This window comes from Allobosea sp. TWI1241, from assembly GCF_039673065.1.
GTDB lineage: Bacteria > Pseudomonadota > Alphaproteobacteria > Rhizobiales > Beijerinckiaceae > Allobosea.
In genome coordinates this window covers 199,529-224,603 of the sequence record NZ_JBDJKW010000001.1, presented here as the reverse complement: position 1 = coordinate 224,603, position 25,075 = coordinate 199,529, and the positions used below count along the sequence as shown (strand labels likewise).

General features: G+C 69.7%; 24 protein-coding genes. 11 read left to right on the top strand and 13 right to left on the bottom strand.

Features of this window, described 5'->3' with window-relative positions; all coding sequences use genetic code 11:
- The first annotated feature begins 56 nt into the window (after positions 1 to 56).
- Positions 57 to 893, top strand: a complete 837-nt coding sequence (locus tag ABE438_RS01105; protein ID WP_346500384.1) for a UDP-2,3-diacylglucosamine diphosphatase — start codon at positions 57 to 59, stop codon at positions 891 to 893.
- A complete protein-coding gene (locus tag ABE438_RS01100) occupies positions 893 to 1,996 on the top strand; it encodes a glycosyltransferase family 4 protein (protein ID WP_346500382.1) in 1,104 nt (367 codons plus the stop codon). Before ABE438_RS01105 ends, ABE438_RS01100 begins: the two co-directional genes overlap by 1 nt.
- Here ABE438_RS01100 and ABE438_RS01095 read toward each other — a convergent pair.
- On the bottom strand, positions 1,935 to 3,722 hold the full coding sequence (locus tag ABE438_RS01095; RefSeq protein ID WP_346500380.1) for a cation:proton antiporter domain-containing protein: 1,788 nt from the start codon (positions 3,720 to 3,722) through the stop codon (positions 1,935 to 1,937). The two genes, ABE438_RS01100 and ABE438_RS01095, sit on opposite strands and share 62 nt — an antisense overlap.
- Positions 3,723 to 3,988: 266 nt before the next feature.
- Between ABE438_RS01095 and ABE438_RS01090 the strand changes: the two genes are divergently transcribed.
- The 7 genes from ABE438_RS01090 to ABE438_RS01060 all read left to right on the top strand — a co-directional run bounded on the left by ABE438_RS01090 (position 3,989) and on the right by ABE438_RS01060 (position 12,934).
- A complete protein-coding gene (locus tag ABE438_RS01090) occupies positions 3,989 to 4,834 on the top strand; it encodes an AAA family ATPase (RefSeq protein WP_346500378.1) in 846 nt (281 codons plus the stop codon).
- A 39-nt stretch (positions 4,835 to 4,873) separates the two neighbouring features.
- Entirely contained in the window at positions 4,874 to 5,401 is a 528-nt protein-coding gene (locus tag ABE438_RS01085) for a SixA phosphatase family protein (protein ID WP_346500376.1), read from the top strand.
- 12 nt (positions 5,402 to 5,413) lie between these two features.
- Positions 5,414 to 6,865 (top strand): YcjX family GTP-binding protein, encoded by a 1,452-nt coding sequence (locus tag ABE438_RS01080; protein WP_346500374.1) that lies wholly within the window; start codon positions 5,414 to 5,416, stop codon positions 6,863 to 6,865.
- 13 nt (positions 6,866 to 6,878) lie between these two features.
- Positions 6,879 to 7,886: a YcjF family protein gene (locus ABE438_RS01075; protein ID WP_346500373.1), complete on the top strand. Its 1,008-nt coding sequence runs from the start codon at positions 6,879 to 6,881 to the stop codon at positions 7,884 to 7,886.
- A gap of 189 nt (positions 7,887 to 8,075) precedes the next feature.
- Positions 8,076 to 9,479, top strand: a complete 1,404-nt coding sequence (locus ABE438_RS01070; protein ID WP_346500371.1) for a flagellar hook protein FlgE — start codon at positions 8,076 to 8,078, stop codon at positions 9,477 to 9,479.
- 61 nt (positions 9,480 to 9,540) lie between these two features.
- Positions 9,541 to 11,406: a flagellar hook-associated protein FlgK gene (gene flgK / locus ABE438_RS01065; protein ID WP_346500369.1), complete on the top strand. Its 1,866-nt coding sequence runs from the start codon at positions 9,541 to 9,543 to the stop codon at positions 11,404 to 11,406.
- A 10-nt stretch (positions 11,407 to 11,416) separates the two neighbouring features.
- On the top strand, positions 11,417 to 12,934 hold the full coding sequence (locus ABE438_RS01060; RefSeq protein WP_346500367.1) for a flagellar biosynthesis protein FlgL: 1,518 nt from the start codon (positions 11,417 to 11,419) through the stop codon (positions 12,932 to 12,934).
- A 167-nt stretch (positions 12,935 to 13,101) separates the two neighbouring features.
- Here ABE438_RS01060 and flaF read toward each other — a convergent pair whose 3' ends face one another.
- The 8 genes from flaF to ABE438_RS01020 form a co-directional block, all read right to left on the bottom strand.
- Entirely contained in the window at positions 13,102 to 13,473 is a 372-nt protein-coding gene (gene flaF, locus ABE438_RS01055) for a flagellar biosynthesis regulator FlaF (protein ID WP_346500366.1), read from the bottom strand.
- On the bottom strand, positions 13,457 to 13,849 hold the full coding sequence (gene flbT, locus ABE438_RS01050) for a flagellar biosynthesis repressor FlbT (protein WP_346500364.1): 393 nt from the start codon (positions 13,847 to 13,849) through the stop codon (positions 13,457 to 13,459). Before flbT ends, flaF begins: the two co-directional genes overlap by 17 nt.
- Before the next feature lie 43 nt (positions 13,850 to 13,892).
- Positions 13,893 to 15,320: a flagellin N-terminal helical domain-containing protein gene (locus ABE438_RS01045; RefSeq protein WP_346500362.1), complete on the bottom strand. Its 1,428-nt coding sequence runs from the start codon at positions 15,318 to 15,320 to the stop codon at positions 13,893 to 13,895.
- 191 nt (positions 15,321 to 15,511) lie between these two features.
- Positions 15,512 to 16,942 (bottom strand): flagellin N-terminal helical domain-containing protein, encoded by a 1,431-nt coding sequence (locus tag ABE438_RS01040; protein ID WP_346500360.1) that lies wholly within the window; start codon positions 16,940 to 16,942, stop codon positions 15,512 to 15,514.
- Between the two features lie 242 nt (positions 16,943 to 17,184).
- Positions 17,185 to 17,652 (bottom strand): hypothetical protein, encoded by a 468-nt coding sequence (locus ABE438_RS01035; RefSeq protein ID WP_346500358.1) that lies wholly within the window; start codon positions 17,650 to 17,652, stop codon positions 17,185 to 17,187.
- Positions 17,653 to 17,782: 130 nt separating this feature from the next.
- Positions 17,783 to 18,271, bottom strand: a complete 489-nt coding sequence (locus ABE438_RS01030; RefSeq protein ID WP_346500356.1) for a hypothetical protein — start codon at positions 18,269 to 18,271, stop codon at positions 17,783 to 17,785.
- A complete protein-coding gene (locus ABE438_RS01025; RefSeq protein ID WP_346500355.1) occupies positions 18,261 to 18,629 on the bottom strand; it encodes a rod-binding protein in 369 nt (122 codons plus the stop codon). Before ABE438_RS01025 ends, ABE438_RS01030 begins: the two co-directional genes overlap by 11 nt.
- Positions 18,629 to 19,882: a flagellar basal body P-ring protein FlgI gene (locus tag ABE438_RS01020; RefSeq protein WP_346500353.1), complete on the bottom strand. Its 1,254-nt coding sequence runs from the start codon at positions 19,880 to 19,882 to the stop codon at positions 18,629 to 18,631. The genes ABE438_RS01025 and ABE438_RS01020 overlap by 1 nt, the downstream gene beginning before the upstream one ends.
- Before the next feature lie 259 nt (positions 19,883 to 20,141).
- Between ABE438_RS01020 and ABE438_RS01015 the strand changes: the two genes are divergently transcribed.
- A complete protein-coding gene (locus ABE438_RS01015) occupies positions 20,142 to 20,552 on the top strand; it encodes a flagellar assembly protein FliX (protein WP_346500351.1) in 411 nt (136 codons plus the stop codon).
- Between the two features lie 30 nt (positions 20,553 to 20,582).
- Here the strand turns inward: ABE438_RS01015 and ABE438_RS01010 are convergent, their stop codons facing one another.
- From ABE438_RS01010 to ABE438_RS01000, 3 genes are all read right to left on the bottom strand, one after another.
- Entirely contained in the window at positions 20,583 to 21,128 is a 546-nt protein-coding gene (locus ABE438_RS01010; protein ID WP_346500349.1) for a 2,4'-dihydroxyacetophenone dioxygenase family protein, read from the bottom strand.
- Positions 21,129 to 21,214: 86 nt separating this feature from the next.
- Positions 21,215 to 21,937, bottom strand: a complete 723-nt coding sequence (locus ABE438_RS01005; protein WP_346500347.1) for an SDR family NAD(P)-dependent oxidoreductase — start codon at positions 21,935 to 21,937, stop codon at positions 21,215 to 21,217.
- An 80-nt stretch (positions 21,938 to 22,017) separates the two neighbouring features.
- Positions 22,018 to 22,839, bottom strand: coding sequence for a hypothetical protein (locus ABE438_RS01000; protein WP_346500345.1), 822 nt, complete (start codon positions 22,837 to 22,839; stop codon positions 22,018 to 22,020).
- A 236-nt stretch (positions 22,840 to 23,075) separates the two neighbouring features.
- Between ABE438_RS01000 and ABE438_RS00995 the strand changes: the two genes are divergently transcribed.
- Positions 23,076 to 24,290, top strand: a complete 1,215-nt coding sequence (locus tag ABE438_RS00995; RefSeq protein WP_346500343.1) for an NADP-dependent isocitrate dehydrogenase — start codon at positions 23,076 to 23,078, stop codon at positions 24,288 to 24,290.
- A 169-nt stretch (positions 24,291 to 24,459) separates the two neighbouring features.
- On the opposite strand, the gene ABE438_RS00990 is transcribed toward ABE438_RS00995, so the two are convergent.
- Positions 24,460 to 24,966 (bottom strand): hypothetical protein, encoded by a 507-nt coding sequence (locus ABE438_RS00990; protein ID WP_346500341.1) that lies wholly within the window; start codon positions 24,964 to 24,966, stop codon positions 24,460 to 24,462.
- Between the last annotated feature and the right edge of the window lie 109 nt (positions 24,967 to 25,075).

The following is a 25,075-nucleotide window of genomic DNA, read 5'->3' as shown; positions in this document are numbered from 1 at the left end:
AGCGCAATGCAAATCGGAGACACGCCGCACCATCGCAACGGCACGAGGCTGCAGGCATGGGCGACGAGGACGACGCGAAGCAGGTTCGCAGCATCTTCATCTCGGACCTGCATCTGGGCACGCGCGGCGCGCAGGCCGACCTGGTGCTGGCCTTCCTGCGCGCCTACGACGCGCCGAAGATCTATCTGGTCGGCGACATCATCGACGGCTGGCGGCTGAAGAGCGGCTGGTATTTCCCGCAGGCGCATAACGACGTGGTGCAGAAGCTGCTGCGCAAGGTCCGCAAGGGCTCGACGCTGATCTACGTCACCGGCAACCACGACGACTTCCTCCGCGACTATACCGGCCTGCAGTTCGGCGGCATCACGCTGGTCGACGACATCGTGCACGAGACCGCAGACGGCAAGCGCATGCTGGTCATCCATGGCGACCTGTTCGACCTGGTGGTGCGCAACGCCAGATGGCTCGCCCTGCTCGGCGACTGGGCCTACACCGCAGCCCTGGTGCTGAACCATGGCATCAACCGCGTCCGGCGCGTGCTGCGGCTGCCGCACTGGTCGCTCTCGGCCTGGGCCAAGCGCAAGGTCAAGAACGCGGTCAACTATATCGGCGAGTTCGAGCAGTGCCTGGCCGACGAGGCGCGCCGGCACAAGGCCGACGGGGTGATCTGCGGCCATATCCACCACGCGGCCCGGCGCGAGATCGACGGGCTGACCTACATCAACACCGGCGACTGGGTCGAAAGCTGCACGGCGGTGGTCGAGCACCATGACGGGCGCTTCGAGATCATCCACTGGCCGCAGCATCGGCTGGAGGACCGGCTGCCGCCGCTGCCCGTGCCGCTGCCGGCGCGCCGGCCCGCCGCCGCGGTTCCGGTCGGTGAGGCGGCGTGATGCGCGTCCTGATCGCCACCGACGCCTGGCGTCCGCAGATCAACGGGGTCGTGCGCTCTCTGGAGCGCATGGCGCAGGCCGCGCCCGATTTCGGCGTGACCGCGCATATGCTGACCCCCGAGGGCTTCGCGCAGATCGGGCTGCCGTCCTATCCCGACATCAGGCTGGCGCTGGCGACGCGCCGGCGCATCGCCGCGCGGATCGCAGATTTCGCGCCCGATCACATCCACATCGCCACCGAAGGGCCGATCGGCTGGCTGACGCGCTCGGTCTGCCTGTCGCAGAAGCGCAGCTTCACCACGAGCTATCACACCCGCTTCCCGCAATATGTCTCGGCGCGCTGGCCGGTGCCGGAGCGCTGGAGCTACCGGCTGCTGCGCCATTTCCACGGGCCGGCGGCCGGCGTGATGGTCTCGACCGACAGCGTCGAGGCCGAGCTTCGCGCGCATGGTTTCGAGCACATCCTGCGCTGGGGCCGCGGCGTCGATCTCGATCTGTTCCATCCGCGGCCCGACTGCGTGCTCGACCTGCCGCGGCCGATCTTCCTCAGCGTCGGCCGCGTCGCGGTCGAGAAGAACCTCGAGGCCTTCCTGTCGCTGCGCCTGCCGGGCAGCAAGGTCGTGGTCGGTGACGGGCCGGCGCGTGGCGCGCTGGCGCAGGCCTTTCCCGAAGCGCATTTCCTCGGGGCGCGCGAGGGCGCGGAGCTGGCGGCGATCTACGCCTCCTCCGACGTCTTCGTCTTCCCGAGCCTGACCGACACCTTCGGCATCGTGCTGCTGGAAGCGGCGGCGAGCGGCCTGCCGGTCGCCGCCTTCCCGGTGCAGGGGCCGAGCGACGTCTTCGCCGGCAGCCGCGCGGCGGTGCTGCACGAGGATCTGCGCCAGGCGGCGCTGTCGGCGCTGCGCCTGCCGCGCGAGGCGGGGCTGGAGCTCGCCCGCCGCCATAGCTGGCAGGCCAGTGCCGAGCAGTTCTACGGCCATATGCGCCGGGTGGTTCAGGCGGGCGGCACAGCGCGGCGGCTGCCGGAGCCACGTCCGCGGCTCACAGTCTTCGCGACCTCTCGTGGCGCGGAAGGCGCCGCCCGCGAGCGCTCGCCGGCCTGAGCTCGCTGCGGAAGTCGTCGCGGCGCTGGTGGATCGAGGCGATGACGTGGCCCATCGGCACGCCGAGGCCGACCAGAGTCGCCTCCGAAAGCTGGAGGCTGGCCTCGATCGTCTCCGGCACCACGTCGTTGACGCCGATCTCGTAGAGATGGCGGGCGTGCCTGGCGTCGCGCGCGCGGGCGACGATCACCAGATCCGGCCGCATGGCGCGCGCCGCCATGACCGTCTCGTCGACGGCGCGGGGATTGTCGATCGTCACGATCAGCGCGGTCGCCTCCTGGAGTCCGCACAGGCGCAGGAAGGCCGGCTGGCTGGCGTCGCCGTAGAAGACCGGCTTGCCGGCGCGTCGCAGCGCCGCGACAGCGGCCGCGTCTTTGTCGATGGCAAGATAGGGCAATTGGTGGCGCTCGACCATGTCGGCGACGAGGCGTCCGACGCGACCGCAGCCGACGATCAGCGCGCGCGGCGCATGGTCGTCGGGCGGCGGGGCGGCGGCTTCCGCCGGGAGCTCGACGGGGGCGGCGACGCGCGCGGCGGCGGCGCGTGCCAGCTTCGCCAGGAAGGGCAGGGCGATCATGCTGAGCGAGACTGCGGCCAGCACGAGCGCCGTCTCCTGCTGGTCGACGAGGCTCGCGGCGGCCGCGGCGTGCAGAAGGACGAAGGCGAACTCCCCGCCGGGCCCGACCATGATCGCCGCCTCGATCGCCGCGGCGAGCGACAGGCGGAAGGGGAGGCCGAGGACGATGGTCACGGCCGTCTTGACCGCCAGGATGCCGAGCGCGATCGCCAGGATCTTGCCCGGGCGGGCGGCGAGCATGGCCGGGCTGACCCCCATGCCGACCGTCAGGAAGAACACGCCGATCAGCAGCGACTTGAACGGCTCGATCGTCACCTCGATGGCGCGGCGATATTCGGTCTCGGCCAGCAGCAGGCCGGCGATGAAGGCACCGAGCCCCATTGAGAGCCCGGCCGCCGCGGCGATCAGCCCCGTGCCGAGCGCGACCAGCAATGTCGCGGCCATGAAGCTCTCGGAGGAATCGGTGGAGGCGACCAGCCGGAACAGCGGGCGCATGGCGATGCGGCCGATGACAACGATGGTGGCGATCGCCGCCACTGCCTGCAGCAGTGCCTGGACCAGCCCGGTCAGCAGCGAGCCGTTCTCCTGTGCGCCGAGCACGCTGACGAGGAAGAGCAGCGGGATGACCGCGAGGTCCTGGCAGAGCAGGATCGCGAAGCTGGCGCGCCCTGCCGAACTCGTCATGCGCCGGTGGGCCGAGAGAAGCTCGATCGCCATCGCGGTCGAGGAGAGGGCGAGCGCCGCGCCGATGATCAGCGCCGCCGCCGCCGGCTGGCCGAAGCCGTAGGCGATCAGCGCCAGCAGGCAGGCCGAGACCACGATCTGGCCGAGGCCGAGGCCGAAGACCAGCCGGCGCATGGTGACGAGACGGTCATAGGAAAGTTCGAGGCCGATTACGAAGAGCAGGAAGGCGACGCCGATATCGGCCGGTGCCGCCAGCGCGTCCGGGCTCGACACCGTGATCGTGCTGAGAAAGGGCACCTCCGCGACGAGGCCGCCGAGGCCGAACGGCCCGAGCAGCGCGCCGCACGCCATGAAGGCGATGATGGAGTTCACCCGGAAGCGCTTGGCGAACGGGACGATGACGCCCGCCGTGCCAAGCACGACGATGGCGTCACGATAGCTGGAGGGGTCGATGGTCCCGGCCACGTGGTTCCTGACGAATCGCGATGTCGATGATCTTGGCGATTGTTGTGGGCCGGCCGGCGTCCGCGCAACGAAAACCCGCGCCGATGCGCGAAAACTTGCGGGGACCCAATCCGCCCTCTATAGCAGGAGCGCCGTCGGTGCCGCCTGTCCGGGCGGTGAAAACGACGCCGGAACAATGAGATAGGTCGTCGGGTCGGCGCCATGCCGCGTTCCGGCTCCACAGGCACCGCCGAGCCCTCGCGAGGGCGGCGAGGGAAAGGCTCCGCATGCGCTTCACCGGCACCGCGTCCTATGTCGCCACCGAGGATCTCACCGTCGCCGTCAATGCGGCGCTGACGCTGGAGCGGCCGCTGCTGGTCAAGGGCGAGCCCGGCACGGGCAAGACGGTGCTGGCGGAGGAGGTCGCGGCCGCGCTCGGTGCGCCGCTGATCACCTGGCACGTCAAGTCGACCACCAAGGCGCAGCAGGGTCTCTACGAATACGACGCGGTCAGCCGCCTGCGCGACAGCCAGCTCGGCGATCCGCGCGTCTCCGACATCGGCAACTACATCCGGCGCGGCAAGCTTTGGGAGGCTTTCGCCTCGCGGGTGCGGCCGGTGCTGCTGATCGACGAGATCGACAAGGCCGATATCGAGTTCCCCAACGACCTGCTGCTCGAGCTCGACCGCATGGAGTTCCATGTCTACGAGACCGGCGAGACCATCCGCGCGGTGCAACGGCCGCTGATCGTCGTGACCTCGAACAACGAGAAGGAGCTGCCGGACGCCTTCCTGCGCCGCTGCTTCTTCCACTATATCCGCTTCCCCGACGCGGAGACGATGAAGGCGATCGTCGCGGTGCACTTTCCGGGCATCAAAGCCCGGCTGATGGAGGAGGCGCTGCGTCTGTTCTTCGAGGTGCGCGAGGTCCCCGGCCTCAAGAAGAAGCCCTCGACCTCCGAGCTTCTGGACTGGCTGAAGCTCCTGGTCGCCGAGGATGTCGGCCCCGAGGTGCTGCGCGAGCGCGACCCGCGCAAGGTCATTCCGCCGCTGCACGGCGCGCTGCTCAAGAACGAGCAGGACGTCTCGCTGTTCGAGAAGCTCGCCTTCATGGCGCGGCGCGAGACGCGCTGACCCCTCGCAAATCCGGCGCGGCGTGGTTAGATGGCGGTCATGCGCCGTCTCATGCTGCTCCGCCATGCCAAGTCGAGCTGGCCCGCCGACACCGCCGATCGCGACCGGCCGCTCGCGACCCGCGGGCGCGAGGCCGCGCCGGTGATGGGGCGCTATCTCGCCGATGAGCTGCTCTTTCCTGATCTGGTGCTGATCTCGCCGGCCAGGCGCACCCAGGAGACCTGGGATCTGGTCAGGCCGATGCTGCCCGAGCGGCCGCCGACGCAGACGGAGCCGCGCATCTACGAGGCGCCGTCCGGCCAGCTGCTGGAGGTGGTGCAGGCGGTCGAGCCGACGGTGAAGACCCTGCTGATGATCGGCCATAACCCCGGCTTCGAGGAACTGGCGGGGCGTCTCGCCGGCCATGGCGACCGCTATGCGGCGGCGCGGCTGTCGCAGAAATATCCGACCTGCGGGCTGGCCGTGCTCGATTTCGACGTCGAGGACTGGCGCGACGTGACCTCGCGTGCCGGCCGGCTCGACCGTTTCGTTACCCCCGCCTCGCTGGGCGAAGGCCCGGACGACTGAGGCGCGGCGCGAATGGCCTCCGGCTCCTATCTCGACGAAGCCCGCAACGCGGCGCTTGCCTTCGGCGACAGCCTGCTCGGGCTGGCGAAGCCGCGGCTGCGCATCGGGGTCACCGGCCTGTCACGCTCCGGCAAGACGGTCTTCACCACGGCGCTGATCCAGAACCTCGTCGAGGGCGCGCGCCTGCCGGTGCTCAAGGCCGCCGCCGAGGGGCGAATCTCGCGGGTGCGGCTCGTGCCGCAGCCGGATCCCGAGGTGCCGCGCTTTCCCTATGAGGCGCATCGCGCCGCGCTCGCCGGCCCCGACCGGCGCTGGCCGGAATCGACGCGGCGCATCTCCGAGCTGCGCATCGAGATCGACTACGAGCGCGCCGCCGGCTGGTTCAAGGGCCCGGCGACGCTGACGCTCGACATCGTCGACTATCCCGGCGAATGGCTGCTCGATCTCGCCCTGATCGGCCAGGACTATGCCGCCTGGTCGGCGCAGGCCGTGGCGGACGCCCGCAAGGCGCACCGGCTGGGCGTCGCCGGCGCATGGCTCGCCGATCTCGCCCTGCGCGATCCCGAGGGCGCGCCGGACGAACTCGCGGCCGAAGCCGCCAGCGACAGCTTCAAGGCCTATCTCGCGGCGCTGCGCGCCGACCCCGAGGCGGTGGCTGTAACGCCGCCCGGCCGCTTCCTGATGCCGGGCGATCTCGAGGGTTCGCCGGCGCTGACCTTCGCGCCGCTCGACCTGGCGCCGGGCACGGTGCCGCGCGCCGGCACGCTGGCGGGGCTGATGAGCGAGCGGTTCGAGGCCTATAAGCGCGTCGTGGTCGGGCCGTTCTTCCGCGAGCATTTCGCCAGGCTGGACCGGCAGATCGTGCTGGTCGACGCGCTGGCGGCGCTCGATGCCGGGCCTGAGGCGCTGGCCGATCTCGAGACCGCGCTCGGCCAGGCGCTGACCGCCTTCTCGGTCGGGCGCAATTCGCTGCTGTCCAGCCTGTTCTCGCCGCGCATCGACCGCGTGCTCTTCGCCGCGACCAAGGCCGACCATGTCCACCACACCAGCCATGACCGTCTGGCGCGGGTGATGGCGCATCTGGTGCAGCGCGCTATGGCGAAGGCGCAAGGGGCGGGTGCCACGGTGGAGGCGATGGCTTTCGCCGCGATCCGCGCCACGCGCGAGGTCCGCATCCGCGAGGGCCGCGACGACCTGCCGGCGATCGCCGGCGTGCCGGAGGCCGGCGAGGTGGTCGACGGCGAGGTCTTCGACGGTCGGTCCGAGGCTGCGATCTTCCCGGGCGAATTGCCGGAGCGGCCGGAGGCGATCTTCGATCACGCCCAGGCCGGCCACTGGCAGATCCGGGCGCCGCGCTTCCGCCCGCCGCTGGTGAAGCCGGATGCCGGCGGGCGCATGGCGCCGCCGCCGCATATCCGGCTCGATCGGGTGCTGGAGTTCCTGATCGGCGACCGATTGGCCTGAGAGGAGGGCGAGCATGAGCCGGGCACCGCGTGCGTTCCGCCTCGACGGAGCCGCCGCCTCCTCGGATGAGGAGCTGAGGCCGCCGTCGCGCGGCGAGGTGGCGATCCTGCCGGAGATCGAGCCGATCGATCCCGAGCCGGCCGCGGTCGTGCCGGTGCCGCGCCGCGCGGGCTTCGGCTGGGGCACGCTGTTCGTCGCCGGCCTGTCGGGCTTGCTCACGCTGTCGGTCGGCGTCTGGGCCGAGCGCACCATCGCCTCGCTGATGGCGCTGCATCCGGCGGTCGGCATCGCCGCGCTCGTCTTTGCCGCAGCCGCGGCGCTGGCGCTGATCGTGATGTTGACCCGCGTCGTGCTCGACATCCTGCGCGAACGGCGCGTCGAGGCGCTGCGCGAGCGGGCGGTCAACGCGCTGGCGACCGCCGATCTCGCCCAGGCCCGCGCCGTGACCGGAGAGCTGGCGTCGCTTTATGCCGGCCGGCCCGAGACCGCCAAGGGCCGGGCCTTGCTGGCGGAGGCCGAGCCCGACCTGCTGGCGGCCCGCGACCTGCTCACCGTCGCCGAGCGCGGCCTGCTGGTGCCGCTCGACGCGCTGGCGCAGGCGCAGGTGGCGCAGGCCGCGCGGCGCGTCTCGCTGGTCACGGCCGTCAGTCCGCGCGCCCTGATCGACGTCACTTTCGTACTGATCGCCTGCGCGCGGCTGCTGCGCAGCATCGCCACCATCTATGCCGGGCGGCCGGGCACGCTCGGCCTGCTGCGGCTGGCGCGCCAGGTGCTGGGGCACCTCGTGGTCACCGGCGGCGTGGCGGCGGGCGATGCGGTGATCCAGCAGGTGCTGGGGCAGGGGCTGGCGGCGCGGCTCTCGGCCAAGCTGGGCGAGGGCGTGCTGAACGGGCTCCTGACCGCGCGCATCGGCCTTGCCGCCATAGCGGTCTGCCGGCCGTTGCCCTTCGTCGAGGCGACCCCGCCGGGCCTGTCCGACGTCGCCGGCGATCTCTCCGGCTGGGGCGCCAAGGAGGGCTGAGCCCGCCGGGCGCCCCCGGCAAGAATTGCCGGCCCCGTCCTTATTTTCCGGGGCCTGGGGCCGTTCCTGCCCTGTCATGTTCCGCTAAGTCATTGAGAATCATCGGCCTGTGCCGTGGCACGGGCCGTGCAAGTCACGCCTGAATTCGATCGGCCGCCCCGGGGGGCGCCAGTCTCAGGTGAGGTTGCGATGGGTGTTTTCAGTGCGCTGACCACGGCGGTGACGGGCATGCAGGCCCAGTCCTACGCCCTGGAGAATATCTCCGGCAACATCGCGAATTCGCGGACCGCCGGCTTCAAGCGGGTCGACACCAGCTTCTCCGACCTCGTGCCGGACACGGCGCTGAACCGCCAGATCGCCGGCTCGGTCAACGCCTACAGCCGCGCCACCAACACCATCCAGGGCGACCCGCTGGCGACCCGCATCGATTCCAACGCGGCGATCAATGGCGACGGCTTCTTCGTCGTCGACCAGCGCCAGCGCGGCGTCGGGTCCAACACGCTCTTCGCCAACAGCGACCTCTACACCCGCCGCGGCGATTTCGACTTCGACGCCGACGGCTATCTGGTCAACGGCTCCGGCTACTACCTCAAGGGCCAGAAGATCGACCCGGTCACCGGCCAGGTCATCGGCAGTCAGCCCGAGGTGCTGCGCATCACCAAGGACCAGTTCCCGGCGCAGGCGACCACGGCGATCGAGTACAGCGCCAACATCCCGGCCTATCCGAAGACCAATTCGGCCGACATCAACACGCCCGGCTCCGAACTGCTCGGCCCCGGCACGGATTTCCCGGGCGCCGACCCGCGCACGGTGGCCGCCGGCGGCACCGGCACCGTCGACGGCGCCGACGTCACCCGGTTCCTCAACCGCTCGATCCCGGGCGGCTCGGTCACGGTCTATGACGAGCTCGGCCGCGCCGCCAGCGTCGAGCTGCGCTGGGCCAAGGTGAGCAACGCCTCGGCCGGCCCGCCGGCGACCGTCGATACCTGGAACCTCTTCGTCGCGCAGAACACCTCGGCGGCTGCCGGCGAGGTCGCCTACCGCAATGCCGGCGTCGCGGTGCAGTTCGATTCGAAGGGCCTGATGACCTCGCCTACGGGCGGCAATATCCCGATGCCGAACATGACGATCGGCGGCGTCGACATCAGCACGATCTCGATGACGACCGGCAACAACAGCCTGACCCAGAACGGCGACAGCAGCGGCCAGACCAATGCCCGCCGCATCGGCCAGAACGGCTACACCGCCGGCACACTCGATCGCGTCTCGATCTCGGGCGAAGGCCAGGTCATCGGCACGTTCAGCAACGGCCAGGTGGTCGCGCTGGCGCAGATCGCCATCGCCCGCTTCAATGCCGGAAACGCGCTGAAGCGCCTCGACGGCGGCGCCTTCGAGGAGACCATCGAGTCCGGCTCGCCGATCGTCGGCCTCGGTACCTCGGCGCTGATCGGCGGCAATGTCGAGCAGTCGAACACCGATATCGCCGACGAATTCTCGAAGATGATCATCACCCAGCAGGCCTACTCGGCCAACACCAAGGTGATCACCACGGCGCAGGAGATGCTGCGCGACGTGTTCAACATCATCCGCTGAGGCAGGGGCGCCGCCGTCTGACGGCCCAGAAGGGCCGCGACCGCACGACAGGAGTTGAAGGATGGCCCTGGGTACCGCGCTCGATACCGCCATTTCCGGCCTGCGCAGCACGCAGGTCGGGCTCGGGATCGTCTCGCAGAACGTCGCCAATGCCGGCACCGCCGGCTATGTGCGGCGCGGCGTCTCCACCGTCGACACGCAGACGGGCCGCACGGTCGGGGTGCAGAACGCGCAGGTCCAGCGCCTGCTCGACCGGATCGTCCAGCACCAGCTCTGGCAGGAGACGGCCGGCGCCGCCTATACCGCGACCCGCGCCGAGGCCTTCACCGGGCTCGACCGGCTCTATGGCGCGCCGGGCTCCGCGACCGCGCTCGACACGGTGTTCAACACCTTCACCAACGCGCTGCAGGCGCTGCGCAACGACCCGTCGAGCTATGCCGGGCGCACGGCGGTGCTGGATGCCGCCAGCCAGCTCGCCAATCGCCTCAACACGCTGTCCTCCGGCGTGCAGGCGATGCGCAACCAGGCCGAGACCGGGATCGGCAGCGCCGTCTCGCGGGTCAACGACCTGCTCGGCTCGCTGACCAACGTCAACGCCCGCATCGTCAACGGCGGCGGCACCGCCGGCGCGGCCGATCTGCGCGACGAGCGCGACCGGATCGTCTCCGAGCTGGCGCAATATGTCGACATCCGCACCGAGGAGAAGCCGACCGGTGCACTGACCATCACCACCGCCTCGGGCACGCAGCTCTTCGACGGCGCGCCGGCGGTGGTGTTCTCCTTCGACCGGCATGCCGGGATCGACGCGACCTCCCAATGGAGCAACGATCCGGCCCAGCGCGGCGTCGGCACCATCGTGGCGCGCGACATTTCCGGCAACAGCTTCGACGCGATCGGCAACGGCACCTTCCGCTCCGGCGAGATCGGCGCACTGCTCGAGCTGCGCGACAAGACGCTGGTGCAGGCGCAGGCCCAGCTCGACCAGATCGCCGCGCAGATGTCGCGCGCGCTGTCGGACCAGCAGATCGCCGGCACGCCGGCGACGGTGGGCGCCGCGACCGGCTTCTCGGTCGACATGGCCGGTCTCGCAGCCGGCAACAGCCTGACGCTCGACTATCGCGTCACGCCCGGCGGGCAGCTGCAGCGCTTCACCTTCGTGCGCGTCGACTCGGCCGCGGCGCTGCCGCTGCCGGCCTCGGCCTCTGGCGACGCCAACAACCGCGTCATCGGCATCGACTTCTCGGGCGGGCCGGCCTCGGTCGCGGCGCAGATGCAGGCCGTGCTGGCGCCCGGCTTCGACGTGAGCAATGCCGGCTCGGTGCTGACCATCGTCGACGACGGCGTCGCCGGCACCCGCGACGTCACGGCGCTGACCGCCCGGCCGACGCAGACCAGCCTGACCGGTGGCACCGCAGAGCTGCCCTTTTTCATCGACGGCGGCTCGGGCGAGGCCTTCACCGGCAAGTATGACGGCGTCTCGCAGCAGCTCGGCTATGCCGGGCGCATTGTCGTCAATCCGGACTTGCTCGCCGACCGCTCGCGCCTCGTCGTCTCGCAGACCGTGCCGCAGACCGCCGAGGGCGACAGCTCCCGGCCGCAATTCCTCCTCGACCGGCTCACCGCCGATCCGCGCAGCTTCACCGATGCGGTGGGCTTCGACGGCTCGCGCACCAGCTCTTCGATGACGATCTCGAACTTCGTGCAGCGCGTCGTGGCGGGGCAGGGGCAGGCCAGCCAGCAGGCGCAGCAGCTGAACGAGGGCCAGCAAGTGGCGTTCGCCGCCGTGCAGAGCCGCTTTCTCGAGGACGCCCAGGTCAATGTCGACCGCGAGATGTCGACGCTGATCGAGTTGCAGGCGGCCTATGCCGCCAATGCGCGGGTGATCTCGACCGTGAAGGACCTCCTCGACGTGTTGATGAGGCTGTGAGGACCGAGCGATGACCATCACCGCCACAGGACGCGGCGCCTACCGCACCGCCACCCCGCACCAGTTCGTCAGCGGCCGCACCCAGCTCGACGACCTGCAGCGCCAGCTCGCGACCAAGAAGAAGAGCGAGACCTATGCCGGGCTCGGGCTCGACCGCAATGTCAGCCTCGATCTCAACGGCAAGCTCTCGGCGCTCGATGGCTGGCTGACCGGCATCGAGCGCGGCCAGGTCAACCTCAAGATCGCAAGCACCGCGGTCGACACCTACGCCAAGATCACCGCCGAGACGCTGAAGGACGTGCGCTCCGGCACCTATCTCGAGACCGCCTCGGGCCGTACCGCGCCGCAGGAACTGGCGGAGGAGAAGTTCAAGCAGACGCTCGACCTGCTCAACAGCCAGATCAACGGGCGCTATCTGTTCTCCGGCCGCACCGCCGACAAGGAGCCGGTCGAGAGCTTCTCGCTGATCATGGACGGCGACGGTGCCGGCCGCGCCGGCCTGAAGCAGCTGATCGCCGAACGCCGCCTCGCCGATCGCGGCGATGACGGGCTCGGCCGGCTGACGCTCGGTGGCACCGACCCGCAGGTGACCCTGGCGGAGGGCGCGGCCAGCGCCTTCTACGGCTTCAAGCTCTCGGGCGCTGCAAGCTCCTCGGCGGCGTTGACCACCGCCTATACCGCCGGCCCGCCGGCCGACATCGCGGTGGACGTCACCGGTACGCCGTCCGTCGGCGACACGCTGCGCGTCTCGCTGACGCTGCCCGACGGCAGCACGCAGGAGATCACGCTGACCGCGCGGGCCGAAGGCGCGAGCGGGACCGAGCACGAGACCTTCGCGATCGGGGCCGATGCCGACGCCACCGCCGCGAACCTGCGCGCCGCGCTGGGCAAGGCGCTGACGCATCACGCCGACCGTGCGCTCTCCGCCGCCTCTGCCCAGAAGGCGGCGGGCGATTTCTTCGCCGGTAGCAATGGCAGCCCGCCGCTGCGGGTTCCCGGACCCGATTTCGCCAATGCGGCGACCGCGCCGGTGGCCGGCACCGAGGCCGACACGGTGATCTGGTACAAGGGCGACGACGGGGCCGGCACCGCGCGTTCGACCTCGACCGTGCAGATCGACCGCAGCGAGACGGCGCAGACCGGCGCGCGCGCCAACGAGCAGGCCTTCCGTACCGGTCTCGCCCAGTTCGCCGTCCTCGCGGCCGAGACCTTCCCGGCCGGCGACGCGGCCTCGCGCGATCGCTACGAGGCGATGACGGAGCGGGTGCGCGACCAGCTCGGCTTTCCGCCCGGCGTGCAGAACCCGTCCGAGATCATCGTCGAGCTCGGCACGGCGCAGAACGCCATGGCCAAGGCCAAGGAACGCCATGTCGCGACCCAGGGCTACCTGACCCAGACGCTGGAGAGCGTCGAGAACGTCACCACCGAGGAGGTGGCGATGCAGTTGTTGGAACTGCAGACCAGGCTCCAGGCCAGCTACCAGACCACGGCGAGCCTCGGCCGGCTGAACCTCACCAACTTCCTCTGACGCCCCGCCCCTCGCGGCCACGCGCCCGCCCGCCATCGCATCCGCGGTGGCGGGCTCTTCATTGCGGCGCGGGCCGCCGGAAACGCGAACGCCGCCACGGCGGGGCCGGGCGGCGTTCGGATCTCGGGGCGGCCTCGCTTCGTACGAGGCGTCTATAGGACGCGAGGTCAGCGGCCGCGCAGGCCGGCGGCGATGTCGCGGTTGATCTGCACCAGCACGCCCAGCGACTGCGGGCCGGGATCGGCCGCGACGCGGAAGGTGTGGTTGAAGATGAAGTTCGCCAGCGACAGGATGTTGCGCTTGATGGCGACCGGCAGCGGGTTGTCCTCGGCTATCACCGCCGAGACCAGCAGCGTCCAGAGCTTGCGGTTGTAGGCGAGCGCCTCGTCGAGCTCCGGCGCTCGGCCCGCCCAGTCGTCCATGATGGCCTGGAGGCGGGTGCCGGCTTTCAGCAGCAGGGAGGCTTCGAGCTCGCGGGGGGAGGCGGTGTGCTGGGCGGTCCGTGCGGCCGCGGCGTAGGCGTTAAACCCGCTTTGCATTCTCGAAGAGCTCCGCCTCGTACGCGATCAGCTTTTTGGCCGACTTCAGAGCCTTGTAGAGCTCCGAGCTTAAAATGAAGTTATTGATTTCGGAAACAATTGGCAGAGAGCTGGGTGCTGCCTGCAGGAAGTCGCGCACGAGGTCGAAATAGACCCCGTGCTGCGTCGTCGGGTCGCCGGCCAGATACATCAGCTGCACGGCGAGGTAGATCTTGCGGGCGGGCGTGTCGGCGCTGGCCGGCGTGAGAATGTCCTTCTCGCGCAGGATCGGCGCCTGCCCTTCGATGAAGAAGCGCGTGCGCTGCTCCTCGTTGCGGATCACCACCGTGCCGATGATGATGCGCTCGTTCGGCTTGAGCTCGACCTTCAGGGCCATGTCTGCCGCGCCTTCTGCGTGGGGGAGGGAGGTGCGCGCCGGCTCAACCGAACAGGCGCAGCACGCCCTGGTCGGCCTGGTTGGCGAGCGAAAGGGCCGTCTGCGAGAGCTGCTGGCGGGTGTTGAGCGCCAGCAGGCTCGCGCCCTCCTCGTTGGGATCGGCCAGGACGAGATTGCCGGCGCCGGTGGTCAGCACGTTGGCCATCTCCTTGGTGAAGTCCTGCCGGGTCTGGGCGACCGAGAGGTTGGAGCCCAGGGTCGAGGCCAGCGACTTCAGCGAGGTGAGCGCGTTGGTCAGCGACTCCGTCGCCTTGTCGAGGTCCATGTCGTTCTGGAAGTTGATGAAGCCGGTCAGCTGGGTGTTCACCCCGCGCGGAATGCCGAGATTGTCGGCGGTCAGGTTCGAGCCCTGAATGTCCAACTTGGTCTGGTTCTTGCCGGTCTTCTCGTTGAACTGGATCGTCAGACGGTCGCCGGCCAGCAGGTTGATGCCGTTGAAGCCGGCATCCTTGGCCAGATCGTCGATCTTGTTGCGCAGGTCGTTGAACTGATCGATCAGGTTCGAGCGGGTCGCCGAGGTGATGTTCGACGAATCCTTGCCGGCGGTGCGGTCGGTCGTCGCCAGGCCGAACAGCGCGTTCGTGGTGCCGTTGGTGGCGGCAGTGCGGGCGGCGGCGAGCGCGCCGTCGGCGGCGCTCACGGCCGGAGGGCCGGCCACGGCGGCGGCGCCACCGACGCCGATGCCGACACTCAGCTTCTCCGAACCCGCGCCCTTGACGTTGAGCTGGCCCTTCTCGTCGACGAAGGCGCTGGCGACGCCGGAGCTGTTGATCGCGTTGACCACGTCGCGGACGGTGGTGTTGGCGTCGATCGCCAGGGTGATCTCGGTCAGGTCGGTGCCGGTGGCGGCGCCCTTGCCGATCTGGATCACCATCTGGTTGGCGGTGTTGGTGCCGGCCGGGCCGAGCAGGTCGAAGCCGAGGTCACCGGCCGAGCTCGGGGTGGCGGCGGTGGCGGTGTTCGTGACGTAGGGAGGGCCGGCCTGGCCGTTCTCGCCGATGCGCTTGTCGAGCGCGATGTCCTTGAGGCTCTTGCTGGTCACCGCCGCCTCGGCCGGGGACGACAGGGTCGTGCCGGTTCCGGTGATGGTCGGGCGGTTCTGGGCGGCGTCGGCCTGGGCCTGCTTGATGGTCGACTGCAGCGAGTTCACCAGCTTGGTGATGCCGTCGATGCCCTTGGAGGCGGCCTGGATGGTCTGGATGCCGTTCGAGATGCCGTCGAGCAGGCCGTTGAGCTGGCCGGCGCGGTCGCCGAGCGACATCGCCGTGAAGTAGTTCACCGGGTTGTCGATCGCCGAGTTGACCTTCCTGCCGGTCGCCAGACGGTTCTGGATGACGCTCTGCTGGGCGGTGGTCTGCTGCAGCGTCAGGAGGTTGTTGCGGACGCCGTTTGAAAGGATCGTATTGGCCATCTTCAGGTCCCCTGAACGCGCGACTCGGGCGTTGGCTAGGTCATTTCCGGGGGATCATGGGCCGTTAGGGATAACAAACCGTTAAATCGGGGGCGCTGCCGGCCGCAAACGCAAAGAGGCGGGGCCATTGCCCCGCCTCCCTTGTCTTCGGCCCACATTCTGTGGGCAGCCCGCATTCTGCGGACGAAGGATCAGAACATCCGCAGGACGGCCTGCTCGCTCTGGTTCGAGAGCGACAGGGCGGTCTGGGAGAGCTGCTGGCGGGTCTGCAGAGCGAGCAGGTTGGCCGCCTCGGCGTTGGCGTCGACGTTCACCAGGTTGCTGGCGCCCGTGTTCAGCACATCGGCCATGTCGCGGGTGAAGTCCTGACGGGTCTGGGCCACCGAGAGGTTGGCGCCCAGGCTCGACGAGAACGACTTCAGCGAGGAGAGCGCGCTGGTCAGCGACTCGCCGGCCTTCTCCAGATCGAGATCGTTCTGGAAGTTGACCTGCCCGACGAGCTGGGTGTTGCCGGCCTTGACCAGGCCGAGATTATCGGCGGTGATCGAGTTGCCCTGGATGTCCAGCTTGGTCTGGTTCTTGCCACCCTTCTCGTTGAAGGCGATCGAGAGACGGTCGCCGCCGAGCAGGTTGATGCCGTTGAAGCCCGCATCCTTGGCCAGGTCGTCGATCTTGCTGCGCAGATCGTTGTACTGGTCGATCAGGTTCGAACGCGTCGAGGAGGTGACGTTCGACGAGTCCTTGCCGGTGGTGCGGTCCGTGGTGGCGAGGCCGAACAGCGCGTTCTGCGTGCCGTCGAGAGCCTTGGCCTCGGCAGCGGCGAGAGCGCCGGCCTCGGCGGACACGGCCGGAGGACCGGCGACGTCGGCCGCGCCGCCCATGCCGATGCCGACGCTGAGCTTCTCGGAACCCGTGCCCTTGACGTTGAGCTGGCCCTTCTCGTCGACGAAGGCGGTGGCCACGCCCGAGCCGTTGATCGCGTTGACGACGTCACGAACGGTGGTGTTCGTGTCGATGTCGAGTTCGATCTTGGTCAGGTCGGTGCCGGTGCCGGCGCCCTTGCCGATGTGGATGACCATCTTGTTGGCGGTGTTGGCATCCGTGGCGGTGCCACGGGTGTCGTAACCGAGGTCACCGGCCGAGCCGGCCGTCGCGGCGGTCGCGGTGTTGGCGACATAGGTGCCCGGGGTGGTCGGGCTCTCGGTCGCGTCCGCGCCGATGCGCTTGTCGAGGGCGATGTCCTTCAGGCTCTTGCTGGTCGCGCCGGCTTCGGCGGCGGTGGCGAGAGCGGTGCCGGAGATCGCCGGACGGTTCTGGGCGGCGTCGGACTGGGCCTGCTTGATGGTCGACTGCAGCGAGCTCACCAGCTTGGTGATGCCGTCGATGCCCTTGGAGGCCGCCTGGATGGTCTGGATGCCGTTCGAGATGCCGTCGAGCAGGCCGGTGAGCTGGCTCGCGCGGTTGTTCAGCGAAGCGGCGGTGAAGAAGTTGACCGGGTTGTCGACGGCCGAGTTGACGCGCTTGCCGGTGGCCAGCTTGAGCTGCGAGGCCTGAGCCGCGGCAGCCGTGGACTGGAGCGAGGAGAGCGCGGAACGGACGCCGGCGGAGATGGAGACGGACATGGTTTTACCTTCTGGTAAGATGCCTTCTGGCGCCGGACCCTTCTGGATCCGGCCGTGCGACCATCGCGGCCCATCCCCCAACGAGTCGTAAATTTCGAAGCGCGAATTGCGCGCAATCCGGGCGGCTTTCGGGCGTGGTTAACGCCGCCTCAACCGCGATAGGCACAGTCGAGACGGCAAAGCCCGCGCCGGGCGGGCGCGGGCTTCGAAAGCGGGGTCGTCGTGGCCGGGGCGGCGCGGGATCAGGCGGTGCGCTCGACGAGATGCCGGCGCGTCTCGGTCTCGCTTTCCCGGGCGCGCTCCATCAGGTCGCGCGAGAAGGCGCGCAGCTTGAGGATCGTCTCGTCGGGAATCTGGGTGACGGTCTCGCCGGTTTCGCGATTGGTCTCGCGGATGACGATGCTGCGGGTACGCGGGTCGATGTCGAGCCGCCGCTCGATCACCTCGCGCAGCGCCTCGCGGGCGCTGGCCTGCTCGCGATCCTCCGACTGCGGGGCGCGGGCAGCCGCCTCGCGGGTCTCCTCATGGCGGCGGCCATTGCGCCGCGCCGCGAGATCGAGCTGCAGCGGCTGGCCCGCCGGCGGCGACTGGACCGTCTTCTCGACCGGCAGGTCGACGCGCGTCGCGGCCGCAGGCACCGACAGATCGGTCCTGTGCGCGACCTGGACGGGACCCGACCCCGGCAGCCTGGCAACTCCGCCGACGTCCATGCCGACACCTCCTGACTCGCATGAGAGCAGGCAGCATGATCCGGACGAGGCCTGAAAGCCAGGTTAGAGCGATCGCTAGAATGTTAACGATCCGGAACGACAGCGCCGCCGCGTTGCTGCCGGCGCGCCGTCAGAGCGATTTGGAGACCATCAGCGGGCCGGCGTTCGGCCGCGCGAATACGCCGGCACCGACGGTGGCTGCGGGCCCGTAGCCGGCGGCACGCATCGGGCGGTTGGCCTCGCCGGCGAGGTCGCGCACGATCGTCTCCGAGACGGCGCGGGCGGTGGCGAGCACGGTCTGGTTGATCTCGATCAGGCCCTGGAAGGCGAGATGCGCCTCCTTGAGGCGGCGGATCTTCTCCGGGACGAAGCGCGCCAGCGCCACCGCGTTCAGCTTGATCTGCTCGACGCCCTTCATATAGACGCCCGCCAGCTCGGCCTTGCGCGGCTCGCGCTCCATCGCCTCGCCGAGGCGGCCGGCCTTCACCAGCGCGGTTTCCTCGCCGACGAGATGCGAGAGCGCGCCCAGCGTCTCCAGCACGGCCTCGATCAGCCCGTTCGCCTCCGCGGCGGTGCCGACGCGGGGGCGTTCGTCGATGACGCGTGTCCTAGCCAGCATGACCCGCCCCGGTCGCGGCCGTGCCGGACGCCTTGGCCTGCACCTGGATCAGGTCGCGCAGAATCTGGTCGGACAGGCCGAGCCCGCCGGCCTTCTGCAGGTTGCGGGCGTATTCCTGGGTCAGCATCGAGCGCCAGACCTCGCCGCCGGTGCCGTTCTCGCCGAGCGGACCTTCGGTGCCGGAAGTGCTCATCACGTTCTGGGTGAAATTCTCGAGGAAGACGGTCTCGAAATCGTCGGCGACCTTGCGGGCCTTGGCGGTGCGCTCGTCGCCGGCGGCCTGGGTCAGCTTGCCGAGCAGGCCGCCGGCGACGCCGACCGCGAGCTTGGCGGCGGGAATGGCGAGAGTGGGACTCATCACATCACCTCGATGTCGGCCTGGAGGGCGCCGGCCGTCTTGATGGCCTGGAGAATGGAGATCAGGTCGCGCGGGCCGATGCCGAGCGCGTTGAGGCCGTCGACGAGCTCGCGCAGGGTGACGCTCTCCTTGACGAGGGCGAGCTTGTTGCGGCCCTCGGTGTCGACCTTCACGGTGGAGCGCGGCACCACGACGGTGCGCCCGTCCGAGAAGCCTTCGGGCTGGCTGACCTGCGGCTCCTCGCTGATCGTGACCGTGAGGTTGCCCTGGGCGACCGCGACGGTGGAGACGCGCACGTCGCGGCCCATCACGATGATGCCGGAGCGCTCGTCGATGACAACGCGCGCGGTCTGGTCGGGCTCGACGCGCAACTGCTCGATGTCGGTGAGCAGGCGGATCATGTTGCCCTGGAAGCGCGGGGGGATCTGCAGGACGATGGTCGACGGGTCGGTGGGTTCGGCGGAATCGCCGCCGATGAAGTCGTTGATCGCGGCGGCGATGCGGCGCGCCGTGGTCAGGTCCGGGTTGCGCAGCGAAAGGCGCAGCGTCTTGAGCTTGTTCAGTGCGAAGTCGATCTCGCGCTCGACCAGGCCGCCATTGGCAATACGCCCGACCGTCGGAACGCCGCGGGTGATCTTGGCGGCATCGGCCTCGGCCGAGAAGCCGGCGATCGCGACCGGGCCCTGCGAAACGGCGTAGACCTCGCCGTCGGCGCCGAGCAGCGGCGTCGCCAGCAGCGTTCCGCCCTGCAGCGACTTGGCGTCGCCGAGCGCGGAGACCGTGACGTCGAGCCGGGTGCCCTGGGTGGCGAAGGGCGGCAGGTTCGCCGTCACCATCACGGCGGCGACATTGGCGGTGCGCATGTTGGCGCCGCGGGTGTTGACGCCGAGCCGTTCCAGCATCGCCTGCAGCGACTGCTTGGTGAAGGGGGCGTTGTTCAGCGTGTCGCCGGTGCCGTTCAGGCCGACCACGATGCCGTAGCCGAGAATCTGGTTGCTGCGGACGCCCTCGACCGAGGCGAGGTCCTTGATGCGGGACAGTGCGGCGCCAGGCGTTCCGCTCGCTCCGGCATTGCCGCCGAAGGAGGAGGGGGCGACGCCGGCCGCCGCCGCGCCGCCGCGCTGGATGACGCGGGCGCCGGTCTGGGCCTGGGGCTGCGGCTGCGAAGCTAGGTCCGCCGCCCACGCCGTCGCGACCGGCAGCATGGCGGCGGCCAGGATCAGCAGGCGGCGGAGGGACGGGAGACGGTGCATGAAGGCTCCGGGCGGACAGGCGAACTCGAACCTGTCCCCTGCGAAGCGCGTGCCAGATAGCGAGAATGATAATGATGTTCTGAATCAGTGCTTTACGGATTTCGTGCCAGATGGCCGGGCCGTCATCGCCATGTCCAAACCTGCCGGGTGCGGCAATTCCTGCCGGGCCGTTTACCCGGCCTTAACCATGATGGCGGCTTATCGAGGACGGGGCGGGTGACGTCCCCGTGCCGCCTTCGGCCCCATTTTCGAGAGCGCCATGATCCGTATCGACCAGCGCGCGGCCATCACCTCCACATCGGCGACCCAGCGCGGCCGTGCCGGCAGCGGCGCCGGCTTCAGCCTGCCCTCGTCGCGCGAAAGTGCCGCGGGCACCCAGGCGGGCGCTGTCGGCCATGCCGGCTCCCTCGACGGGCTGCTCGCCGTGCAGGCCGAGGAGAACGGGCAGGAGCGGCGCCGGCGCCAGGCCAGGCGCGGGCAGGACCTGCTCGACGGGCTCGACCGGCTCAAGGCGGCGCTGCTGTCGGGCCGCGTGCAGATCGCCGAGCTCGACCGGATCAAGGCGATGCTGTCGGCCCGCCGCGAGGCCAGCGACGATCCGCGCCTCGACGAGATCCTCGCCCATATCGAGCTGCGCGCCGCTGTCGAGCTGGCCAAGCTCGGCCGCTGAACCGCCGCCGCAGCGCGCGGCTACCTGGCTTCAGCGGATGAACTGGTCGACGTAGTCGGCGCCCAGCCCGTTCGTCGCGTAATGCGCGCGGCACTTGTCGATGCGGGTGAAGACATCGTCATAGCCGAGGCACTTGCCGTCCGGGTCGACATAGATCATCGCGCCGTTGACCTGGAACATGGTGATCATCTCCTCGACATCGGGGTCGACCACCAGCGTGTGCGTCTCGCCGGGCGCCTCGTAGACATAGGAGCCCTCGGTCGCGACCCAGTCGTGCTCGAGATAGCGCCAGGTGCCCTTGAGCACGTAGCCGTGCACAGGCAGCGGATGGCGGTGGCGCGAGAGCACGCCGGCCTTGCGGACCTTGAGCAGGTTCATCCAGTAGCCGCGCGAGACGCAGAGCAGCAGCGGGCGGAACCAGACATTGTCGTCGACCGGTACCCAGACGCGCTCGTCGGTCGGAATGACGTTCGGGACGACGAGCTCGGGCGGGGATTCCTTCGGCTGGGGATGGCGGTAGGGCGTCCAGCGCTCCTCCGTCGTGGCCTGGACCGGCATGTGCTTCTGCTCGCTCATCGCGACGCCTCCCATTTGTTCTTGGTTGTCTCGACCGGCGGCCGCGCAGCCGCGGCGCCTGCCGGTCTCTCCGGCTTTCGTCCGCCTCAGACCGCGAGATAGCCGCCGTCGACCGGCAGGATCGAGCCGGTGACGAAGCGCGCCGCGTCCGAGAGCAGGAACAGCACGGCACCACCGATATCGGCGGGCTCGCCCCAGCGGTTCATCGGCGTGCGGGCCAGGATCGGCGCCGAACGCGCGGCGTCCTCGACCAGCGGCCGGGTCAGCTCGGTGGCGATCCAGCCGGGCGCCACGGCGTTGACGCGGATGCCTTCCGCTGCCCAGGCCGCGGCGAGCGATTTTGTGAGCTGCCCGACGCCGCCCTTCGACGCCGCATAGCCGGGCGCGAAGGGCGAGCCCTGGAAGGTCAGCATCGAGGCGGTGTTGACGATGGCGCCTCCGTTCGCGGCGAGCTTCTCGCGGGCGGCCAGGCACATGCGCATCGTGCCGGTCAGGTTGACCTCGACGGTGAGCCGGAAGGCCTCGATCTCGAATTCCTTGCCGCCGCGCTGGATCATGCCGGCGCAGTTCACCAGCGCATCGAGGCGCGGGCAGCCGGCGACGATGGCGGCGACCTCGTCGTCACGGGTCACGTCGAGCCGGGCATGCCGGATCGCGGGATGGGGCGGGGCGGCCGCGACCTCCGCGTCGGTAAGGCCGGTGGCGAGCACGGCATAGCCGGCTTCGGCCAGGGACAGCGCGACGCCGGCGCCGATGCCGCGGGTGCCGCCGGTGACGAGGGCGAATTGTTCGGAAGGCGTATTCTGCATGCCGGCAGTCTAGAGGCTGTCCCTGCCGGTGGGGAAGCGCCTTGCCCTTCGCGGCCGGCACGCCGGCATGCGTCTGGCGCCTATGGGCGGAACTGCAGGCGCAGCATCGCCGAGGCGTTGCTCTGAGGGTCGCCCCCGGTCAGCGGCAGCTGCCGGTTCAGCTTGACGTCGAGCACCGTCTTCCACGGTGTCGACAGCGTGCTGCTGAGGTCGGTGACGATCTGGACCTGCGGGGTCAGGCTCGCATCCGGCTGGGCGTGGCTGGCGAAGGCGTAGGAGGAGGCCAGCGCGATCTCCGAGGTCAGCGTCACCATGTCGAACAGCGAATGGCTGTAGCCGAGGCTGGCGCTGGCGTTCTGGCTGGTGCTGCCGCTCATGCCGACCCCGCCGCCCGTGCCCCAGCCCCAGCGCAGCCCGTTGCTCTCGGCGCCGCCGCGGCGCCGCAGCGCCCAGTTGAGACGGGTGTCCTTGCCCTCCCAGGTGCCGGTGCCGCTGACCAGCGAGGTCTCGAGCGAGAGCGGGTTCTGGCCGAGGCGCACCCCGACGGCGCGCTCGGTGGCGGCATAGGGCCTGTCAGTCGGCGCGGTGAAGCCGCGCCGGATCGTCGCCGCCTCCAGCTCGGCGCGCGCCAGCCCGTTGCGGCGGGCGCGCTCGCCGAAGGCGACGCTCTTGTCGAGATGGGGCGCGATGAAGCTCGGAATGGCGAGGATCGCCTGCTCAGGCTCGTCTTCGGTCTCCCAGAAGGGCGCGTCGGGCAGGGCCGCCAGCTCGAAGCGGCCGGCCGTTGCCTGCGGCTTCGCCTCCTCGCCATTGGGCGCCGGGCTCGCCGGGGCGGGGGAGGAGAGGAGGCAGCCGGTCGCGAGAAGGGCGAGAGCGGCGTGGCGAGCGGTGCTGCTGGTCACGGGAACGGAGGCCGGGCATAGACAATCGAGGGCGCAGGGTGCCACCCGAAGGTGCCGAGAATGCGGCAGTGCAGCATGAGCCGCGGCGGCGCCCTGCGGCGATGGCGCGCCGCTTGCCCAAAAGGCCGGCTTTCCCCCTCGCGCGGAACCCGCTAGGAAGCGCGCGAGCCCGCCGCGGCGTTCCGCGCTGCAGCCCGGGACGATTCCAGACTGGCCAGAACAGGGGTCGCAATCGCATGAGCAAGATCAAGGTCGCCAATCCCGTCGTCGACATGGACGGCGACGAGATGACCCGCATCATCTGGCAGAAGATCAAGGACACCCTGATCTTCCCCTATCTCGATCTCGAGCTGGACTATTACGATCTCTCGGTCGAGAACCGCGACGCCACCAACGACCAGGTCACCATCGACGCGGCCAACGCCACCAAGAAGCATGGCGTCGCCGTGAAGTGCGCCACCATCACGCCCGACGAGGCGCGCGTGAAGGAGTTCAACCTCAAGCAGATGTGGAAGTCGCCGAACGGCACGATCCGCAACATCCTCGGCGGTGTGATCTTCCGCGAGCCGATCATCTGCAAGAACGTGCCGCGCCTGGTGCCGGGCTGGACCCAGCCGATCGTGATCGGCCGCCATGCCTATGGCGACCAGTACCGCGCCACCGACTTCAAGTTCCCCGGCAAGGGGACGCTCTCGATCAAGTTCGTCGGCGAGGACGGCAACGTCATCGAGAAGGAGGTCTTCAAGGCCCCCGACGCCGGCGTCGCCATGGCGATGTACAATCTCGACGAGTCGATCCGCGACTTCGCCCGCGCCTCGCTCAACTACGGCCTGATCCGCAAGTACCCGGTCTATCTCTCGACCAAGAACACTATCCTCAAGACCTATGACGGGCGCTTCAAGGACATCTTCCAGGAGATCTACGAGGCCGAGTTCAAGGCCGAGTTCGAGAAGCTGGGCATCACCTACGAGCATCGCCTGATCGACGACATGGTCGCTTCGGCGATGAAGTGGTCGGGCGGCTATGTCTGGGCCTGCAAGAACTATGACGGCGACGTGCAGTCCGACACGGTGGCGCAGGGCTTCGGCTCGCTCGGCCTGATGACCTCGGTGCTGATGACGCCGGACGGCAAGACCGTCGAGGCCGAGGCCGCCCACGGCACGGTGACCCGCCACTATCGCGAGCACCAGAAGGGCAAGGAGACCTCGACCAACTCGATCGCCTCGATCTTCGCCTGGACGCGTGGCCTCGCCCACCGTGCCAAGCTCGACGACAACGCCGAGCTCGCCAAGTTCGCCGCGCTGCTCGAGAAGGTCACGGTCGACACCGTCGAGGCCGGCGACATGACCAAGGACCTCGCGCTGCTGGTCGGCCCCGACCAGAAGTTCCTCTCGACCACCGGCTTCCTCGACAAGGTTTCCGAGAACCTGCGCAAGGCCATGGCCGCCTGAGCAGCGCTCGCCAGCGACGATACGACACGAAGCCCGGCCGCTCTGGCCGGGCTTTTTTCATGACAGGCCGTGGCCGGTGCGGATCGGCTTCGGCAAGGCGTGACCGCCAGCACCATGCGAGCGAGCCGTACGGTCCGGAGGCGTGGAGGTTTCGCGGCGGAGCCGCGCCTCAGTCGACCGCGACGGCGCGGCGGGCCAGGACGATCCTGCCGCTGACCGGCGCCACCATCACATAGCGCAACTCGTAGGCGCCCGGCTCATCGGGCGCGTCGAGGGTGCTCTCGACATTCTCGGCCGGGTAGAAATACGGGCCGTCGCCTTCGGGTGGCGCATCGGGCCGCACCAAGACGACGCGGTCGCGCTCGCCATTGGGGCCGATGCCGCGGACCGGCAGGGCATTCCCGCGTGCGATCCGGGCGGGGGCTGCGAGCGTCGCTTCAGGCGTCGTGGTGACCAGGGGCTGGCGCAGCAGCACGGCGGGGCGGCCGTCGATATCGCGCAGCAGCCTGATCTCCCAGCGGCCGGCGACGCCGGGCGAGGGCAGGGAGACCGAGGCCGCGGCCCCGGCGGGGGCGACGACGATCGCCCTGTCGTCAGGATCGGTGACGCGGGCGATGGCGAGCCGCGCATCGGCCGGCACGCGGCTGATGAGCGCCGTCGCGGGCGCGCCCGCCATCAGGCTGCGGGGTGCGGAGATAGCCGGCTGGGCGGTCGGCGGCGGGGCCTTTGCGGGCTGGCGCGCCAGGGCTGGCCCCGCGCAGAACGCGAGGCCGCAGATGACGGCG